15 protein-coding genes are annotated in these 19571 nt (G+C 41.9%); 7 read left to right on the top strand and 8 right to left on the bottom strand.

Going from position 1 to position 19571, the window contains the following annotated elements; all coding sequences use genetic code 11:
• Window positions 1–18: 18 nt before the first annotated feature.
• The gene (locus F597_RS0113710) at window positions 19–954 is read right to left on the bottom strand and encodes a hypothetical protein (protein WP_019540327.1); all 936 of its coding nucleotides are present in this window, start codon (window positions 952–954) and stop codon (window positions 19–21) included.
• Between the two features lie 728 nt (window positions 955–1682).
• On the opposite strand from F597_RS0113710, the gene F597_RS0113705 reads away from it, so the two are divergent.
• Complete coding sequence (locus F597_RS0113705) at window positions 1683–2027, top strand: GNAT family N-acetyltransferase (RefSeq protein ID WP_019540326.1); 345 nt, start codon at window positions 1683–1685, stop codon at window positions 2025–2027.
• A gap of 161 nt (window positions 2028–2188) precedes the next feature.
• On the opposite strand, the gene F597_RS0113695 is transcribed toward F597_RS0113705, so the two are convergent.
• The 7 genes from F597_RS0113695 to F597_RS0113665 form a co-directional block, all read right to left on the bottom strand.
• The gene (locus F597_RS0113695) at window positions 2189–2791 is read right to left on the bottom strand and encodes a thioredoxin family protein (protein ID WP_026327465.1); all 603 of its coding nucleotides are present in this window, start codon (window positions 2789–2791) and stop codon (window positions 2189–2191) included.
• 20 nt (window positions 2792–2811) lie between these two features.
• On the bottom strand, window positions 2812–3327 hold the full coding sequence (locus F597_RS0113690; protein ID WP_157279145.1) for a TlpA disulfide reductase family protein: 516 nt from the start codon (window positions 3325–3327) through the stop codon (window positions 2812–2814).
• 198 nt (window positions 3328–3525) lie between these two features.
• Complete coding sequence (nagB, locus tag F597_RS0113685) at window positions 3526–4335, bottom strand: glucosamine-6-phosphate deaminase (RefSeq protein ID WP_019540322.1); 810 nt, start codon at window positions 4333–4335, stop codon at window positions 3526–3528.
• Window positions 4336–4355: 20 nt separating this feature from the next.
• Complete coding sequence (locus F597_RS0113680) at window positions 4356–5579, bottom strand: FprA family A-type flavoprotein (RefSeq protein WP_019540321.1); 1224 nt, start codon at window positions 5577–5579, stop codon at window positions 4356–4358.
• 164 nt (window positions 5580–5743) lie between these two features.
• Window positions 5744–6634 (bottom strand): prolipoprotein diacylglyceryl transferase, encoded by an 891-nt coding sequence (gene lgt / locus F597_RS20850; RefSeq protein WP_044060342.1) that lies wholly within the window; start codon window positions 6632–6634, stop codon window positions 5744–5746.
• 180 nt (window positions 6635–6814) lie between these two features.
• Complete coding sequence (locus F597_RS0113670; protein ID WP_019540319.1) at window positions 6815–7714, bottom strand: diaminopimelate dehydrogenase; 900 nt, start codon at window positions 7712–7714, stop codon at window positions 6815–6817.
• Between the two features lie 161 nt (window positions 7715–7875).
• Window positions 7876–8898 carry a LacI family DNA-binding transcriptional regulator gene (locus F597_RS0113665; RefSeq protein ID WP_019540318.1) on the bottom strand — a complete coding sequence of 341 codons (1023 nt, stop codon included), beginning with the start codon at window positions 8896–8898 and terminating at the stop codon, window positions 7876–7878.
• Window positions 8899–9113: 215 nt separating this feature from the next.
• On the opposite strand from F597_RS0113665, the gene F597_RS0113660 reads away from it, so the two are divergent.
• The 6 genes from F597_RS0113660 to F597_RS0113635 all read left to right on the top strand — a co-directional run bounded on the left by F597_RS0113660 (window position 9114) and on the right by F597_RS0113635 (window position 19558).
• On the top strand, window positions 9114–10418 hold the full coding sequence (locus tag F597_RS0113660; protein ID WP_019540317.1) for a Gfo/Idh/MocA family oxidoreductase: 1305 nt from the start codon (window positions 9114–9116) through the stop codon (window positions 10416–10418).
• A gap of 71 nt (window positions 10419–10489) precedes the next feature.
• The gene (locus F597_RS0113655) at window positions 10490–11533 is read left to right on the top strand and encodes a nucleoside hydrolase (RefSeq protein ID WP_019540316.1); all 1044 of its coding nucleotides are present in this window, start codon (window positions 10490–10492) and stop codon (window positions 11531–11533) included.
• A gap of 72 nt (window positions 11534–11605) precedes the next feature.
• Window positions 11606–13159, top strand: a complete 1554-nt coding sequence (locus F597_RS0113650; protein WP_019540315.1) for an ADP-ribosylglycohydrolase family protein — start codon at window positions 11606–11608, stop codon at window positions 13157–13159.
• A 673-nt stretch (window positions 13160–13832) separates the two neighbouring features.
• Window positions 13833–16850 (top strand): SusC/RagA family TonB-linked outer membrane protein, encoded by a 3018-nt coding sequence (locus tag F597_RS0113645; protein ID WP_019540314.1) that lies wholly within the window; start codon window positions 13833–13835, stop codon window positions 16848–16850.
• A gap of 132 nt (window positions 16851–16982) precedes the next feature.
• Window positions 16983–18551, top strand: a complete 1569-nt coding sequence (locus tag F597_RS0113640; protein ID WP_019540313.1) for a RagB/SusD family nutrient uptake outer membrane protein — start codon at window positions 16983–16985, stop codon at window positions 18549–18551.
• A gap of 17 nt (window positions 18552–18568) precedes the next feature.
• Entirely contained in the window at window positions 18569–19558 is a 990-nt protein-coding gene (locus F597_RS0113635) for a BACON domain-containing protein (RefSeq protein ID WP_019540312.1), read from the top strand.
• Window positions 19559–19571: the final 13 nt, after the last annotated feature.

The following is a 19571-nucleotide window of genomic DNA, read 5'->3' as shown; positions in this document are numbered from 1 at the left end:
TTCTTATTTTCAAACACTTCAGTAAGTAGCTGTCAGAAGCAAATCCTCAATCTCCTTCAACTGTGCAGACAAAATGGTCTCTTCTGCCTTAAGAAAACCGTATTCCTGATTGTATTTCTGTCCTTCGGAGAGGATCCATTTCAAAAATCTTTTTGCCTGAACATTATTCTCCTCATAAACGAATCCGATATTTTCAACAGGAATAAGTGATATGCTTTCTTTTTCGAGCAGGGCTATTGTCTTGTCGATATCGGCTTCCTGCAATATTTCACGTTGTTCTTTTTTTATATCCAACGGAATAAGGGCTAAGCCATTTTTCAATCCACGTGTGTCAATATCGAAGATATAGCTGAGATTATTAAACGTGATGCCCGTATTATCTTTCTGTATGGCATTTATAAGAAAAATATCGTCGCCGGATATTTTTCGTCCTCTGATATCAGCCGCAGAATATCCGAAGTGAGAGGCAAAGGCTCCAGCAAAGGAATTGGTATTGGTGCCCGAATAGATAGTTATATCATGTTTCTGCTTATTCGCCGAATCGGAATATTCATCGAGAATATCGTTATCAAAGAACAGACTCTCCAATCTTTTACCGTTCAATCTTTTACGATTGAGTTCGTTTAACAATGGATTTTCTGCATTGGTAACCGGAAGCAAAGCATATCGTCCGGTATATGATACAATCTGATTTTCATTTTCAGCCCCCTCTTCATTGATGGAAGTAATAAAGCTTAAATCGATATCTTCATCGGATGATTGCCCTTCCGCAAACTTAATTTCTATTTGGGAGTTCACTTTTTCATACTCAGAAGCCCATTTTTCTATTAGAGATATGGCAAACCGTGCACTCTTAATGTATATCACTTCCCTGGAATTCTGCTGAGCTATAGCGTTTGTAGAAAACAATACAGCAACTACTAATGATAACCTAATAAATCCAAATCTTTTCATTGTCATTCGTTTTTTTAATAATTAATATTGAGCAAAAAAAAAACTCCACCGAAGCCGTATCGGTGGAGTTTTTTATGTTTTATGTTTTTATTATAATACTATTTTCCCCTATCCAATACGATATGATTCCTGACCATACACATAGCCATACAGCAACACATCGTCATACAACATGTAGTACAAGTATTATCGTTATATTGGATAAAATATTTATTCATTTGATTTTTTTAATTGACTCTAACCCTAAGATAAAAAAACTCTCCTGATATTTTATTGTACCAGGAGAGTTCTATATTAACGTAATATATTCTATTGTTCTTTTATTCTACTCCGACACAACATCGCCTGAAGGACATACACATGTCCATACACATACACATGCAACATCCCCTTTTTACTGAAGTGTTACATATTGTTGCGGCTGTATCTTGTAAAAATATTCTCACTATCGTTTTGTCTTTATTTATATTTCAAAAACAAAAGTAATGCATTTTTGTTCATTCTACACAAAAAATAATATCTTTTTTCATAGTATTTTTCGAATAAAATTACAAAAATCTCATTTTCAACTCACAAGGATATCATTTTTAACATTTCCACAAACTCCGTACTGGTTCAATCTTTTTTCCTTGCTTAACAAGTAAAGCATTTTACGACTCAACAAATCAGAAGAGGAATATGTTTTAATAAAGTAGGTCACAAACAGGTCACAATTAAAATTGAATGATATGGATATACAATTCAGAATAGACAACAGTAACCGGGGTAGTTTTTTCATTGAACAGGAAGGGCGGCAGGTCGCTGAACTGGATTTCGAAATAAAAGATAATCTGCTGAACGCCTATCATACAGGCGTACGTCCAGAACTGGAAGGGCAAGGTATTGCCGGAAGATTATTCAATGAGATGGTCAATTATGCACGGGAGAATGGATATCAGGTAATCCCGTCATGCTCCTATATCCTGGCAAAATTCCGCAGGCGCCCTGATGATTACAACGATATATGGTATCGTTCCAAAGATGAACCCACAGGAGAGGCCTGTGGTATTAAGCCGAAAGACAAGAATAACTGAATGTCATCAAATAAAGTAAACTTTAAAAAATTGAAGGCGAACATCGGCTATTGAAAAAAGCAAAAAATCCGCCGGAACCTGCATACTTCCCGAAAGGAGGATTGCAATCCGGCGGATAAAATTCCGCATTATTTATTCTGCGTTCTAATAACCCAAAACTATTATCCCTTTGGCTTTATAGTGCAACCAATCGCTACTGTTGTTGCAGGATCGGGGTTATTACCGGCCAGTAAAGCACGTACTGCATTCGCTGCATACGGAGCGGTCACAGCCGCTGGATCCTGATAATTATCATCCACGGTTCCGGTATAAACTACCACAAACCGTCCATTACCTTCATTTTTTAACAGGAAGATCTCCGGAGTGCGGGTAGCACCGTATGCCGGATATACCTGTTGTCCTTCATCCACCAGGTAAGGGAAAGGGAAGTTCTTTTCAGCAGCCCTTTTTTTCATCTCTTCAAAAGAGTCGGCAGGTGATTGTACCGGATCGTTCGGGTTGATATACACCACCGGAACTCCCTGTGGAGCAAACTCATTATGCAAAGCGATCATACGGTCTTCGTAAGCCTGCACATAAGGACAAGGGTTACAGGAGAAGATCACCATCACCCCTTTCTCATTTGCGTAATCGGACAAAGAGACGGTCGTACCGTCGATATTCTTCAGTGAGAAATCGGGGGCAACGGAACCGACCGCGATAGGTTGCGCGTTCAACGATAATGCGCTCAACGTCAAAACTGATAAAATTAAAAACTGTTTCATTGTTACTGTCATTTAAAATGTTAATTAGCCAATAGAGGTTGTACAATCTCTTCCAGTTCAGCCAAGGTGAGTTCTTTCGGATAAAATTTCCTGAACCCGTTCCCATAGATAAGCGTAGCAGGTATAGCACCGGTCCAGCTCTTGTCCACCAAAGGTATCCAATCATTGAACCTGGGATCATCCAAAAGAATGACCTCATTCTTCATCTTCTCCTTTTCAATAAAGGGGATCAGTTTCGTTTCTAACTGGCTACGCATATCGAGGCTTACCATAAGCACCTTTACATTCCTGTCACGGTACTTTTCGCCGAATTCTTCAAAATAAGGAATCTCTTTGAGACAGGGAGCACACCATGTGGCCCAGAAATTCACCACATATATAGTGTCGTCCTCTTGTTCCAACAAAGGTTGAAGTTGTTTGAAATCGACCACTTTTATCTCTGTTTCGCTTTTCCTGTTTTCCGAAAAAAGGAGAAAAGGAATTAGCAGAAACAGCAGGCCCGGAAGCAGACGAAATATATTTTTTACCTTGTTCATTTTTCTGTGCGATTGATACTGTGATTTCTCGGTAAACAAACAATAAACGGGTCTTGTTCACTTAATAATCGACGGAACTTGTTAAAGATCAAGTAAAAAACGTTAAGGTATCAAGAAAAAAGTGCAGGCAGGAGCCCACACTTTTTATCTTCTAAACGGTAGCGGTTATATAGAATTGGCAATGTACCAACCAATACACTACAGTAGCGAATCCGGATTCAGATTATCATGTTCGATATCGAGAAAATACTTGTAAGTACCCACTTTCAGTTCGGCGCAGGCATCGTAATCGCAAACAATGATCCCTTTTTCATGCAATTGCAAGGCACTGATCGTCCACATCTGGTTAATAGATCCTTCCACAGCGTGATATAGCGCACGGGCCTTATGATGTCCGTTGACGAGGATAAGCACTTCCCTGGCATCAAGTACAGTACCTACTCCTACTGTCAGCGCTGTTTTGGGTACCTTGTTCACATCGTTATCAAAAAATCTGGAGTTGGCAATCACCGTATCGGTGGTAAGCGTTTTCACACGTGTACGCGAACTAAGCGAAGAGCCGGGTTCGTTGAAGGCGATATGCCCATCGGGGCCGATCCCACCAAGGAAAAGGTCGATACCTCCCGCCTCTGCTATGGCCAGTTCATATGCGGCACATTCAGCTTCCGGATCTTCTGCCATTCCGTCGAGGATATATACATTCTCCTTTTTAATATCGATATGACTGAAAAAATTATCCCACATAAAAGTGTGGTAACTTTGCGGGTGGTCTGCCGGCAAACCGATATACTCATCCATATTAAACGTAATCACGTTCTCAAATGATACCTGTCCTGTTTCATACAATTTGATCAAAGCCTTGTAGGTCTTCAAAGGTGATGATCCGGTCGGCAATCCCAATTTGAAAGGCTTCTCTGTCGTCGGTTTTGCACTATTGATCTTTGCTGCAATGTAATTGGCTGCCCATTGTGCCATCTGATCGGCATCGGGCTGAATGATAAGTCTCATGTTTCTATATTTATTGACAGTTAGACGTATTGTGAAACTACTTCTGTACCTGAAGTCAGCTTCTGCGCCATGGTACGACCCAGATTGCGGGCTTTCTCCACTACGTCGGCCAGCATAGCCTGCTTCATGATTACAGGCTCAGCCACTGTTTCGAATTCCATTGCTCCGGCAAAAGCCTCAAATTGTCTGGCGGTGGCGTCGGCCCAGGTAAAACCACCGAAATAACCGAAGAATCGATTCTTCAGTCCGCGGTTTTGCAGGGCGGAAATCAAACTGTCAACCGCAGGGTACAATTTATTGTTATAGGTAGGTGATCCGATGATCAATCCTTTGTATTTAAACGCATCACGAAGGATATCCGACTCATGGCTTTTCGACACATTGTGCATCACAATGCTCTTTACCCCGTTTTCAGCAGCTTCGCCGGCAATGATCTCAGCCAACTCTTCGGTGTGGCCATACATACTTCCGTAGGCAATGACCAGTCCTTCTTCGGCATCATAACGGCTTAACCGATCATACAAGGCAATCACACCGGCTATATTTTCCGGGATCGTCCATACGGGACCGTGGGTGGAACAGATAGCGTCGATACCCACATTGGCCAGTTTTTTCAGGGCCGTTTGCACAGGGGAGCCGAATTTTCCCACGATATTGGAGTAATAACGGATCATCTCGTCACGATACCTTTCAGGACAAAGCTGCCTGTCTAACACCCCACCGTCGAGTGTGCCGAAGGTACCAAAGGCATCAGCACTAAACAAGGTTCTGCTCTCCCTGACATAGGTCATCATTGTCTCCGGCCAGTGCACCATAGGAGTCATGTAAAACTGGAGCGTACGCTTTCCCAGACTCATCTCATCCATATCTTTCACTTCAACCACGTTATCCACTATCCCGTAAAAACCTTTCAGCATTTCAAGGGTTCGCTTGTTCCCTACGATCTGGATATTCGGATATCTGGAGACAAGGAATTCGATGGAACCGGAATGGTCGGGCTCCATATGGTTCACCACGAGATAGTCGATGGGATTATCACCCAACACTGACCGGATCTTACGCATAAAAAGATCTGAATAGCAAATATCGACGGTATCGATCAGTGTAGTTTTTTCATCCCTGACAATATAAGAGTTATAAGAAACACCTTGCGGCAAGGGCCATAGACTCTCAAAAAGATGTTTGGTGCGGTCGTTCACACCCACATAAAAAATATCTTCTGTTACTTCAATCGGCTTGTACATATATTTCGTATTCCCTAATTAATCAACAAATCAACATGTTAATAAATTACTAATTACCAATTACTAATGACTAATTACAAATGTCGTTCTTTATTAGTCTCATTGACATGACTTGTCCCGCTTTAGTCTCAATCATCAAATCAACAAATCGCTAAATCAGCAAATCATTTTTTTTTCTTTGGTCTGGGCTGTGCCATTTGAGATTGCTTTGGAGTATCTGCTACCTGAGCTGGTCTTCGCAAGGCGTTCCATATCAGCCATATACCCCAGATAATAAAGGGAATACTCAACCATTGACCTAAGATCAGGCCGGTATTATCACGCATGGCTATTTCAGATTCGACCTGTACATTCTTGAGAAATTCCACGAAAAAACGGAACAGGAAAATCAGCAGGATACCTACGCCGGTAATCAATCCTTTTCTATCTTTGGCATCTGTTTTCCAGTACATATACACGGTGACGGCAAAAACAACCAGATAGGCCAACCCTTCGTATATCTGCGTGGGATGCGACGGTTGTGAATAAACCGGTTCAGCACCCTGCATCCATTGGTGGAGATTAGTTACAAACCGGAATCCCCACGGCTGATCGGTCGGACCTCCATAGATCTCGTGATTCATCAGGTTTCCGAAACGGATCATTGCAGCGGTAAATCCCGTCGGCACCATCACCCGGTCGAACGTCCACAACATACTGAGTTTGGTCACCTTCCTCGAATAGAGCCAGACGGCAATAATAATTCCGATCACTCCCCCATGGCTTGCCAGGCCACCTTCCCATACCTTCAGTATCTCAACGGGATTGGCGAGATAATAAGCCGGTTCATAAAAAAGGCAATGCCCCAGGCGGGCTCCTGCGATAATACCGACGATCATATAAAAGAAAAGCGAATCGAACCACTTTTCAGGAAGATCTTCACGCTTAAAGATACGCTGCACCATATACACGGCAACAATCAACCCTATGACCCATAAAAGGCCATACCACCGAATTTCGCGCCCAAAAACGGTAAAAAGTGTGGGATCTACATTCCAGGTTACAGTGAGTAATATGTCCATCAGAATTGATATTTTCGACAAAGATAAGGAAAAATGTGATGATGTGATAATTTACTGATGTGATGATATGATAATCCTGATAAATCGAGACACCTTGTCCCCGACTTATCGGGATTGGCAAATTTAATTATGTTTCATTCCGTTGAACGTTGTTTGTCACATTATTACATTGACTTATACCAATTTCCTGATCCACGCCTCTTTTTCTCCCGGCAAGAGATCCACTACAGGAATTTCAATCATGGTATAGGCTCCCGGTTGTTGTTTCATCGACGCACGAGCTACAGCTACAAGCACCTGTGCTGTGAGTGCGGGGTTATTGATACGCATATCGAACTTAAACAATTGATTCTGTGTATTCCCCGAAACGCCTTTGCGTTCCATCAGCACGCCGTGTCCCATATCCTTGAGGGCTTCCACATCCTCCACCTGAAAAACATGGGTTTCGTCATGGACAAAGTAATCATCGGCTTTAATAGCCTGTGCTACCGTTTGAAAGTCATGTCCTTTTTCCAGTTCAATATAGACCATTCTGCGATGTACGCCTGTGCCTGTAGGGATAGTCATAGAAAGGGCCGCTTTTACACCATCGATAGCCTTTACGGCCACGGTATGCCCCATACTCATGCCCGGCCCGAAATTGGTATAGGTTATCCCACGTGGTGCCATCGCTTCCATAAGGGTACGGATCACCGAGTCACTTCCCGGATCCCATCCGGCCGAAATAATGGAAACGGCGTTGTGCTTCTTTGCTGCTCCATCGAGCGATTCTCGCAATTGTACTATCTGACCGTGGATATCGAAACTATCTACCGTATTGACACCTAACTCCAGACATTCCAATGCAAATTTCTCTACACTTCTCGTAGGGGTACAAAGTATCGCCACATCCACATCTTCGAGTTGCGATATGGAATTTACCACATCATATTCTTTCAACTCGGCGGGAATATTCGCGGCATCGCGACGGACAATTCCGGCAATTTCAAGATCGGGGGACGATTGCAACGCCTCCACCACATATTTTCCTATATTTCCGTAGCCTACTACGGCAGCTCTGATCTTTCCTGACATAAAAACAAATATATTTTAGAGGATTCAAAAGTAAGCAAAACAATGCACATACAAAATTCATCTCCGGTATTTTTTGAGCAGAACGGCAGACTAAACCTCTTTCGATTTTGAGATGTCGGATTTGAGACTTAATTTTTAATTGACTTTTCCACCTTCCCACCTTATAGTGGACGACCTAAATTCCTTACCGATGCTTTCACTTTCAACTGGGTTTTTAACAGAACATGTTTGGGAGAAGTATCATGCTCCAGTATATTGGAAAACAGTATCTTCACAGCTATTTTGCAAATATCTTCCACTGGTTGCGATATACAGGTAAGCGGAGGCTCTATATAATTAAGGTATGGATTATCGTCAAATGTAAGCAGTGATATATCTTCCGGTACTTTCACCTTCTCCTCTTTAAGCGCTTTTATACATCCCATAGCGATAGTATTGCTAAAGGCAAATATAGCAGTAGGTCTCACTTTTTGCCGGAGCAACAGCTTTGTTTCCAGATATCCGTTCTGTTCACTGAAAGCATCTCCGGTCACCGTATATGAAGTGATACCGGAATTAATCATGGCATCCACAAAACCTCTTACCCGTTGGATATTAGGGGTTGAGTGTCTGACCCCCTGGATACAGGCAATAGAAGTATGACCGTGCTCAATCAGATATTTAGATGCTGAATAGGCACCTTCATAATTGTCCGAAGAAACAAAGGAGAGATCCAACCCTTCAAAATACCTGTCAATACAGATCAACGGAAGTCCTTTCTCCTGCATCCTCTCCAGATGTCCCCATTCATCCCCGCAAGGAACAATGATCATTCCATCCAGATTTCTGGATGACAAATGCATTACTTCTGTTTTTTCATTTTCGATATTGTCATCACTGTCTCCGATAATAGTTATATAATTGTATTTTCTCACTTCTGTATTTACCACGCTTGCTATCTCGGCAAAAAAAGGATTTTTTAAAGAAGGAACAATCAACGCAATCGTTTTACTTTTACCGGTGCGGAGATTACGGGCAAATTCATTCGGAACATAATTCAGCTCCTCCGCCAGAGCCTTTATTTTCTGCTGAGTAGCTTTACTGATCCTGTATTTGTCTGCCTTGCCGTTCAAAACCCTGGAGACAGTAGTAATAGAGAATCCCGACTTTTCGGCAATATCAACTATGTTCGATTTATGATGCATAATCCTATTTTTTTAACAAAGCTAACAGAAATAATGGAATAAGCAGAGACTAAGTCTACAAAGATAGCTTATTTAACTAAGTAAAATTACGAAAACGTTTGTTCAAATAAATATTGTTCATATATTTGCAATTAGTATCAATTAATAAATTAAAAACACAATTGTATCTTTTAGAAATGGCCCGATTCGTAATTTACAATTAGCACACTATTATTATGAGTATTACAAGACGTTCTTTCCTGAAAACATCCTCTACTGTGGCAGCAGGCCTGGCAATGCCCGCCTATTTAAGGGCCGCATCGATTAATGTATCCGCGAATGATAAGATTAATGTTGCATTAATCGGATGCCGCTCTATGGGATGGGCTAATTTATCGGATTTCCTGCTATCGGATGAAGTACGATGTTTGGCATTATGTGATATTGATAAATCGGTCATGGAGTCACGGGCAAAGGAATTGGCTTCCATGCAGAAAGAGAAATTCGAGCTATATGGTGATTACCGCCGGATCCTCGATCGAAAGGACATCGATGCAGTCATAATCGGAACGCCCGATCACTGGCATTGCCTGCAATTTGTGGATGCATGTAAGGCCGGTAAAGACGTGTATATTGAGAAACCGGTCAGTAATTCGATAGCAGAATGCGATGTGATGGTCGAAGCAGCGAATAAATATCAGCGGGTGGTACAGGTAGGTCAACAACAAAGAAGTGCAAAGCTATGGAAAGAAATGATTGATTACCTGGATTCGGGTGTATTGGGAGAAATATCCCGTATACATGTATATGCCAACTTCAATTATGCTGCAATAACCGAAATTGTTCCCGATTCAAATATCCCGGAAGGAGTTGATTTTGACACATGGTTGGGGCCTGCCCCGGAACGGACATTCAATAGACAACGTTTTCACGGCTTATGGAGAATGTTCTGGGATTACGGGGGAGGTCTTATGACCGACTGGGGTGTTCATCTGTTGGATATGGCACTTTGGGCGAAGAAAATACATACCATGCCCAATAGTATACAGGCCAATGCCGGTAATTTTCTCTACCCGGATGGTATGCATGAAACTTTTGACACTCAATCAGTATTATACCAGTTTGATGATTATATACTGACCTGGGAGAATAATGCCGGTATTGAATCCGGCCCGTATGGTAAAAATTACGGATTAGTCTTTACCGGTAAAAACGGGACATTGGTGGCCAATAGAGATGACTGGCAGGTTTATCCCGAAAGGGAAAAGGTTCCCGGGAAAATTGTCAAAGCCGATTATCAGGACCACAAAGATCATGTGTTCAACTTCCTGGAATGCATGAAAAGAAGAGACCGGAATACGGCATGCACGATAGAAACAGGGAGTTTGTGCGCCAAATATGCTCATTTAGGGAATATTGCCGCCAGGATGAGCGGAGTCTCTTTACAATATGACGATAAGAATAAGTCGTTCAACATCGCTGAAGCAAATAAATATATAAAGCCTCAATACAGAGAGCCATGGAAATTCCCCCGTATATAAGGATATGAAGTAATCAGGCAAAATTTGTATAAGAGAATTCAATGCGTTTAAATAAATAAAAACACTACAATATGAGAAAGGTTATACAAACAACATTGTGGCTATTCATCGTCTTCGTATTTCTTTTATCATGCTCCGAAGGCAAAACTAAAGGAGATGTTGACCGGCAAAAGATTGACATAATCTTCGATACAGATATGGGTAATGATGTAGACGATGCGCTTGCATTGGATATGTTATATAAATACCTGGATCAGGACAGGATAGAATTACTTGGTATTCCTACAACAAAGAAAAGTCCTTATTGCGTTGAATATATCGATATTATGAATACATGGTACGGCTATCCCGATATTCCTATAGGAATGGTAGTCAATGGATCTGAAAAAGACAATGAGGATAATTTCGTACGTGCAGTGTGTCAAATGGAGAAAGAAGGCAAACCTGCTTTCGAAAGAACAGTGAAGGATTATAAAGCACTTCCTACCTCAGTAGCCCTCTACCGTAAAATATTAGCATCACAGGAAGATAATTCGGTAGATATTATTTCAGTAGGTTTTTCTACTAACCTTGCCCAGCTTCTGGACAGCAAGGGAGATGAATTTTCACCCCTTACAGGGAAAGAACTCATCGCCAGGAAAGTGAAAATCCTGTCCGCTATGATGGGACATTTTCAGGACGAAAATTTTTCGGAATTCAATGTCAACTGTGATATTCCTGCCGCTCAAAAAGTAATCAAGGAGTGGCCGACCCCCATAGTGGTATCCCCCTTCGAACTGGGTGAAACAATATTATATCCTGCCTCCAGCATCGAAAATGATTTCAAAGGGAAAGAACCCAATCCACTGGTTGAAGGATATAAAGCCTATCTGGAGATGCCCTACGACCGTCAGACATGGGACCTGACCTCGGTACTTTACGTTGTTGAAGCAGATAAAGGTTTCTTTGGAGAGTCACCTGCAGGTACGATAAGTATTGATGATAAAGGGATTACCCGATTTACACCCGACGAAAAAGGGAAACATAAATACCTGACTGTCACGGAACAACAAAGGGAGCAAATAAGGGATTACTTCATTGACCTGATAACCCAAAAGCCGAAGAAATATCAGTGATAGATGTGGATTGCAACTGATTGTCAGTTTATCCAATTAAAATATTTGTATCATGAAATAAGACTTAAAGTTATGAAGAACATCTTTAAAACAGCCATAATGTGGTCGGTACTTATGATTACATTATCCTGCAATACGGGCTATTCAGAAAAAAATGAAGTAACGATTTCCAAAAGTGAACTTCTGGACAAGATCAAAGGCGGTTGGGCCGGACAGGTAATCGGATGCACATACGGTGGTCCGACTGAGTTTCGTTGGAACGGCACAATGATTGACGACCATATAGCTATTCCATGGGATGACACCCGGATGTTGTGGTATTATAAAAATTCTCCGGGTCTGTATGATGACATATATATGGATTTGACTTTTGTGGATGTTTTTGAAAAGCATGGTCTTGATGCACCCGACTCTTTGCATGCACTGGCATTTGCCCATGCTGAGTATCCTCTTTGGCATGCCAATCAGGCTGCACGTTATAATATACTTAACGGTATAATGCCTCCTGCTTCCGGGCATTGGAAAAATAACCCGCACGCCGACGATATCGATTTTCAGATTGAGGCTGATTTCGCGGGATTGATGTCCCCGGGTATGGTGAATTCGGCCGCTGCCATCTGTGACAGGATTGGCCACATCATGAATTACGGAGATGGCCTTTATGGCGGAATTTATGTGGCTGCGATGTATTCCCTTGCTTTCGTTCACAATGATATTGAATTTATAGTGGAAGAGGCTTTGAAGACTATCCCGGCCGAAAGTGAATTTTATCAATGCATAGCAGATGTAATTAAATGGTATAAAAACAATCCTGACGACTGGAAATCGGCATGGTTCGAAGCGCAGAAAAAATGGACACATGATAAAGGATGTCCCGACGGGGTTTTTATGCCGTTCAATATCGATGCCAAGATCAATGCAGCCTACATTGTAATCGGATTACTTTACGGTAAAGGTGATTACGGTGCAACAATAGATATAAGTACAAGGTGCGGTTATGATTCGGATTGTAATCCGGCCAATGCTGCCGGAATTCTGGGCACAATGATAGGATACAGTAATATCCCTGATTATTGGATGCAGGGTATTGAAAAAGTGGAGGATATGAATTTCCAGTATACAGAAATGTCCCTTAACAAAGTCTATGATATAGGATTCCGTCATGCTGCCGAAATGATCAAAAGAAACGGAGGCATTGAGAATAACGATTCATTTATTATCCGGTACCAGATTCCCCAAACAGTTGCTCTGGAAATAGGTTTTGAAGGGATCCATCCTACTGAAAGGAAAGATATAAGTACCCGGTTAACTGAGCAAAACAATGAAGTTTCATTTGGTATAACCGGTTGTGGTTTTGTTCTCACAGGATATGCTTCAGTACAAAACAACCAGGAAGATAATACGTTGGAAGCTGATCTTTATATTGATAACAATTTTATCGAAACGATCAAGATGCCAACATTGTCTCTTGTTCGCAGACATGATGTGGCATGGAACTATGACCTTTCCGAAGGGGAACATACCATAACATTAAAAACAAGGAATATTCCCGATGGTTACCATATTAATATCAGGGAACTCATAGTGTATTCCAGTAAAAATCCGGGAAAACACGTATATTTTTAATCCCGCTAACCAGGCATTGGCCCCACACCGATCAGGGAAACTGCTACCAAAGAAATATATCATCTAAATAGACTCTGCTAAAAAAGAATTTTTTAAAGAAGAAAAAATTAGCACAATCGTTTTACTTATACCGGTTCGTAAATTTCGGACAAATTCATTCAAAAATTCAACTTCTACCCCGTAAGTTTTATTTTCCTTTTGAGTGGCTTTGCTTATCCTGTATTTATCAGCTTTTCCATTCAAAACATGGATACCGCCATACTACAAAATCCCAACTAACCATCCGGCAATATCGACTATGTTTGACTTGCGCTTTATAACCTATTTTTTGGAATAAAACGAACAGAGATAACAGAATAAGCAGACAACAAGCCTGTAAATAACTTTATTTAACTAAATATAATTGCGAAAACGTTTGTTCTAATTAATATTGTCAATATATTTGCATTTATTTGATATAAATATCATGGATTTAAATAGAATTGTTGTCGCAGGGACTGTATACCGATAGGGTAATCACTCTCATCGTTATCAATCGACAGAGATCCACCCTTTATCGGCTGATAATAGACAGACCACAGGCAATCTCTTCGGGCAGGTTCGGGATATTAAAAGCAACGACTGATTATTTTCAATATACCATATTAATTTAAACAATTAAGAGAAAAATGAAATGAATAAAAAAAAATTAAATCTATGGAAAGGAACCTTATTCATGTTAGTATGGATATCTTCCGTGTGTCTGTTCGCTCAAAGCATAACCATACAGGGAACGGTTACTGATACCAAAGGAGAAGCCCTAATTGGAGTATCTATTCAGGTTTCAGGAAAAACAACCGGTACTGTTACCGATACAAATGGCAGATTCACTTTAACCAATATCCCTTCAAACAGCATATTAGAGATCTCCTATTTAGGCATGATCTCACAAACCATTGCCTTGAATGGAGAAACGATATTGAATATCATTCTTCAGGAAGACATTGAGACTTTAGAAGAGGTAGTGGTCGTAGGTTATGGCACTGTAAAGAAGAAAGATTTGCTTGGCGCTGTATCTGTCGTCAAAGAGGATGCTTTGGCAGAACGTGTATCGGGTAACATAGTAGAGTCTATGCGTGGACTGACTTCAGGCGTAAAGATCACATCAAGTGGTCAGCCGGGGTCTAATGCTTCCATTATTATCCGCGGTCTGGGGAGCTTGACCAATAACAATCCTTTATTTATTATTGATGGGGCTTACGGCGGTAGCGATCTGGGTGTGAATGTGGAAGACATAGAATCTATTCAAATCCTGAAAGATGCATCATCAGCCGCGATTTACGGGTCGAGGGCAGCGAACGGGGTTGTAATCGTTACCACCAAACAGGGGAAAGAGGGGCCTTTGAAAGTGAAATTCGACTCACAACTGACACTCAACTGGCTACCTCGTTATGATCTGATGGACGCCTCCACTTATAAGATTTATAATGACCGGGCCTATGAAGAAGCGATTCTGGCCGGAGTCGGAGGAATTACAAAACGTCAGAATCATTTCGATGGCGATACGGATTGGCAGGAAGAGATGCTGGGGACGGGCATATTACAGAATTATAATATTTCACTATCCGGCGGCTCTAACACTGTAAAGTATTATACTTCGTTAAATCGTATGGTAGACGACGGAGCATTGTATCGTACCGGGTATGACAAATACGGATTCCGTCTTAATACAAGCGGACAGAAAGGAATATTCTCTTATGGTGAGAACTTCTATTATACCAAATCAAACAGGACATTGCTGAATGGTAATCCGTGGTATGATTTTATCTTTATGCCGCCCACAATTCCGGTATATGATGAATCCCACACAGGTGGATATGGTTATGGGGATGTTGACCGGGCTAATTCTTATGGCCGGAATCCGGTAGCAATGCAGGATTTAATGGAACGAAACAATGAAGAAGAATACCTGACCGGTAACGTCTTTGGCCAGGTATCGCTTTTCAATATGCTTGATGCCAGGTTGAATGTCGCTTATAAAAGCTATATGGGTGTTACCAATACCTTACGCAAAAAAGGAAACTGGGTTATGGGACAAGGAGATGATGCAGCGCATTTAGGATATAACAGCGCACAGAATCATGATATCCTGATAGAGCAAACCTATAATTTTAAACATAAGTTTGGCAAGCACGATGTAAATGCCTTAGGCGGCATCACTTATAATAAATTCCACGAAGAAGTCCGCTGGATTACCAAGTTAGATCCGTTAACGATCGGGGATAAATATATTAAATCGCTTGATGCCGCAACCGGCAACACAACCGCAGGAGGAAGTTACGGAGAATCTGCGCTGATATCCTATCTCGGACGGATCAATTATTCCTATGATGACAGATATCTGACACAGATAACCGCCCGTCGTGATGGGACTTCGCGTTTACCCAAAGATAAACGTTGGGGAAATTTCCTTTCCGTCTCATTGGGATGGCGTATCAGTGGAGAGGAGTTCTTTGATGTTCCGTTTATTGATGATTTGAAGATACGCGCTAATTATGGTACACTGGGAAATAGCAGTATTGGCTATTGGGATTATCAATCCACCATTAATACCGCTCCCCGGGCAATTATGGGTAATCCGGAAACAAAAGAGATCGGAATGATCCAGTCCCGATTAACCAATACCGATCTCGTTTGGGAGAAGAAAACCACAGCCAATGCCGGCTTTGACCTGGTAGGACTGAATAACCGGTTACGTTTTTCAGCCGAATATTTTTATTCAAAGAGCGGAGACCTGCTGGTGTATCTTCCTATTTTGATGAGCTCCGGAAATGAAGGAGGATCGCCTGCTGTGAATGCCGGGAGCCTGGAAAACAGAGGAGTTGAAGTAGAGATCGGATGGAATGATAAAGTGGGAGATTTTTCCTATTCAGCCTCGTTGAATGTGTCGCATTTAAAGAATAAGGTGATAGATCTGGGATACGGCCAGACAGTCTATTACACCGATTTGGCTAAAACAGAAATTGGGCAATCGCTTGGAATGTGGTATCTGTACAAAATGAATGGTATCTTCCAGTCGGGAGAAGAGGTCCGCAATTATACAAATTCGGAAGGAACAGTAATCCAGCCGAATGCTTTGCCTGGTGATATTAAATATGACGATTATAACGACGACGGTATTATTTCGTCGGACGACCGTCAGATTGTAGGGAATCCCTGGCCCAAATTAGAAATGGGATTGAATCTCGGAGCTTCTTATAGAAACTTTGATCTGAAGATCAATGGTTATGGACGATTCGGACATGACATCTGGAATGGATCGGCAGCAGCGGCTGGTGATTTTGCCAATAATCAAAACAACTTTAATGGTCTCAGACCCTGGACACAGGAATATCGTTCGAACGATCGCCCACGTATTGTATATGGGGATTCCCGAAATAGTCGCGGTGACCAGAGCCGCTGGTTGGAAGATGGCTCATTCTTCCGTTTAAGCGATATTACTTTGGGCTACTCCATTCCAGCTACCTTTTGCGAAAAGTTTGGTATAGACAGAGTTCGTGCATCGGTAACCCTGCAAAACATGGTCACATTAACCAAATATTCCGGGTTGGATCCTGAATTTGCAGATGGCGGTATCTTTACCATAGGGGCAGACAATTGCTCATTCCCCAATCCCCGGGCTGTTCAATTTGCCTTATCATTTACATTCTAACGAAAATAAACAGTTTTAATCGTATGAAACGAGCATATAACTCATTACACCCATCAACATGAATTACGAAGTAATCGACGCAGTCAATATTGCGAGTTCCATACACTATAATGTAAAAAATAAAATAATCGTATGAAAAAGATAATCAATTATATATTATGTCTTATCCTGGTAGTGTGCGTATCGTGCGATGCCTCTCTACTGGATATTCAAAATGAAAACACCCTGAGTACGGGCGTATTCTGGAAGACTGAGGCTGATATTGAAGCCGGCGTTATTTCCATATATGGGATGTTCTATCGTCAGGGTACATGGACAAGGAATATCTACACGCAAATGATAGGTATGGCGGATGAGGGAGTAAGTTATGCCGGTTGGACAGAACTGAATGAATATACCAAATTTATTTTTACCAATTATAATTTTGGAGAAACGAATGTGAAGATATGGAGAGAGCATTATGTGGCTATTTTCCGTGCCAATCAGGTATTGGATAACATAGAGAATATCACATTTGCCAATGACACCCATAAACAGGATTTAATAGGGCAAGCCAAATTTATGCGTGCTTTCTATTATTTCTACCTTACTATGCTTTGGGATAATGTCCCCCTTGTATTACAGACATCATCTGCAGCCGACCGCCCCATGCAAGCTACGCAAGAGGAAGTACTTACCCAGGTAGAAGAAGACCTGAAAGATGCTGTCAGCAAGCTTCCTCCTACACGTGACGCAAACAATACCGCTCGTCCTACAAAAGGTGCAGCCTACGGATTGCTTGCCAAAGCTTATGCACAACATCATAAATGGGAAGAAGCGAAAGAGTGTCTTGAATGGCTTATCGACGGCGAAGGGAAAAGCCACTATGATCTGGTAGCTGACTGGGAAAGCAATTTCAGTAACCATACGGAAAACAACAGAGAGGCGCTGTATGAAATACATTTCTCTCTGGTGAACCGGGTAGGATTCGACCAGACCGATAATTACCTGGATCCGAATGCGCAATTAGGTACTCAAATCGAAATGAATGCAGCACCTCCGGGTATTGGCTGGAACAATATAGAAGCAAGGCGTTGGTTGGTAGATTACTTTAAGCGCGAAAAAACAACCGACGGTAAATATGATCCCCGGTTATTTCATACCTTGTGGTATGACGGTGCATCATCCGATTTTCCGGAATATCCTGACCAATTGATTTATGGAGCGCCCTGGAACAGCGATTGGGGAAACCGTGTCTTTATAAGGAAATACAGCACGGATGCAATGCCGTTGTATTACTGGAACGATAATAACTTCCGTTCATTGCGCTATGCGGATATGCTGCTACTTTACGCCGAAGCGCTCAATGAACTGAGTGGCACACCGCCTGCCAAGGCCATTGAATGTGTCAATCGGGTACGTAATCGCGTAAACTTACCGAATATACAAAACAGCACCTATTATAACGGTACTCAGATAACGGGTAATAAAGATGCTTTCCGTGAACATTTAAAAATTGAGCGTGCCCTTGAGTTGGCTATGGAATGTGTGCGATGGATTGATTTGAAACGCTGGGGAATAAATAATGAAGCGACATTGAATGAGTTAAAAGCACGTGATTCGGACTTTAATAATTTCATTATTGGCAAGTCTATCCGTATGCCTATCCCGCAAAGTGAGGTTGACAACAATCCTAATTTAAATCAGAATGATAAATACTAATTGAAAATCTACAAATTATGACCAATATAAAATATTTATTAGGAACATTCGTGCTACTTTTGATGCTTTCCGGATGTGATGATAATGATTCCGGTTATGTAATCGAATCAGACTCCAACCGGTTTGGAGTGTATCCGGTAGCGATCCCTGTGAGTGCCGAAGGAGGAACATACGAACTGACAATAACCGGAAATGAAGCATGGACCATCGAATTAACCGAATCCAACAGTTCAGCTGTTGATTGGTGTACATTAAGCGAGACTTCGGGGAGTGGCAAGAAAGTAATCACTCTCACTGTTACTCCAAGCACTTCTTTTGTAAAATTGCGGTCGATCATTATAAACGTTAAGTCGGATGACAGAGTGCTGAGATCAAAAGTTCTCCAGGAAACCATGGTACTTGGCGAAGACGAAGTGTTGATAAATGGTATGGTATGGTCTACCAAAAATATTGGTGCACCGGGTGCATTTGCCTCTTCACCGGATGATCCGGGTATGTATTATCAGTTTAATCGGAAAACAGGCTATCCCAGCGGTCCGCAAGGTGATCCGGCACCGGAAAACTGGCCGGCCAGTTATACAAACGACGGAACCGACTGGCTTCCTGAAAACGATCCCTCTCCCGAAGGATGGCGTGTCCCTACCGCCGCAGAGATGGTAGCACTCTGGGAACTCGGAGCAACCTGGGTGTCAAAAGCGCAAACCGGATTTAACGTGGACGGCTTAATTATAGGTGTTCCCGCATCCATTGCAGCGAATGCCAACAAAGATAATCTGAAACAATTGGGTTGCCTGTTTCTTCCGCAAAGCGGATGGCGTAACGAAACCGGGATGGTCGATCGTGGATGGCTGTGCGCTGTTCGGACGGGCACATCATTAAGTCCCACACATGGCGGTATGTCTCTGGGAGATGCCGGAGGTTACCGCGACGTATGGGGCTGGGGTGACGGGCAAAAAATACGCGCAGCCATGATCCGGCCGGTGAAAGATATTCAGGTAGAAGACTAACTAATTAAGCATG

Source organism: Proteiniphilum acetatigenes DSM 18083 (assembly GCF_000380985.1).
Classification (GTDB): Bacteria; Bacteroidota; Bacteroidia; order Bacteroidales; family Dysgonomonadaceae; genus Proteiniphilum; species Proteiniphilum acetatigenes.
This window is presented reverse-complemented; position numbering and strand designations above follow the sequence as displayed.

Bases quoted from the DNA above. Each gene is read 5' to 3' on its own strand.
- F597_RS0113635 (WP_019540312.1), top strand. From the start codon at position 18,569: ATGACCAATATAAAATATTTATTAGGAACATTCGTGCTACTTTTGATG.
- F597_RS0113695 (WP_026327465.1), bottom strand. From the start codon at position 2,791: ATGAAACAGTTTTTAATTTTATCAGTTTTGACGTTGAGCGCATTATCG.
- F597_RS0113710 (WP_019540327.1), bottom strand. From the start codon at position 954: ATGAAAAGATTTGGATTTATTAGGTTATCATTAGTAGTTGCTGTATTG.
- F597_RS0113665 (WP_019540318.1), bottom strand. From the start codon at position 8,898: ATGCATCATAAATCGAACATAGTTGATATTGCCGAAAAGTCGGGATTC.
- nagB (WP_019540322.1), bottom strand. From the start codon at position 4,335: ATGAGACTTATCATTCAGCCCGATGCCGATCAGATGGCACAATGGGCA.
- F597_RS0113660 (WP_019540317.1), top strand. From the start codon at position 9,114: ATGAGTATTACAAGACGTTCTTTCCTGAAAACATCCTCTACTGTGGCA.
- F597_RS0113640 (WP_019540313.1), top strand. From the start codon at position 16,983: ATGAAAAAGATAATCAATTATATATTATGTCTTATCCTGGTAGTGTGC.
- F597_RS0113680 (WP_019540321.1), bottom strand. From the start codon at position 5,579: ATGTACAAGCCGATTGAAGTAACAGAAGATATTTTTTATGTGGGTGTG.
- F597_RS0113670 (WP_019540319.1), bottom strand. From the start codon at position 7,714: ATGTCAGGAAAGATCAGAGCTGCCGTAGTAGGCTACGGAAATATAGGA.
- F597_RS0113655 (WP_019540316.1), top strand. From the start codon at position 10,490: ATGAGAAAGGTTATACAAACAACATTGTGGCTATTCATCGTCTTCGTA.
- F597_RS0113705 (WP_019540326.1), top strand. From the start codon at position 1,683: ATGGATATACAATTCAGAATAGACAACAGTAACCGGGGTAGTTTTTTC.
- F597_RS0113650 (WP_019540315.1), top strand. From the start codon at position 11,606: ATGAAGAACATCTTTAAAACAGCCATAATGTGGTCGGTACTTATGATT.
- F597_RS0113690 (WP_157279145.1), bottom strand. From the start codon at position 3,327: ATGAACAAGGTAAAAAATATATTTCGTCTGCTTCCGGGCCTGCTGTTT.
- F597_RS0113645 (WP_019540314.1), top strand. From the start codon at position 13,833: ATGAATAAAAAAAAATTAAATCTATGGAAAGGAACCTTATTCATGTTA.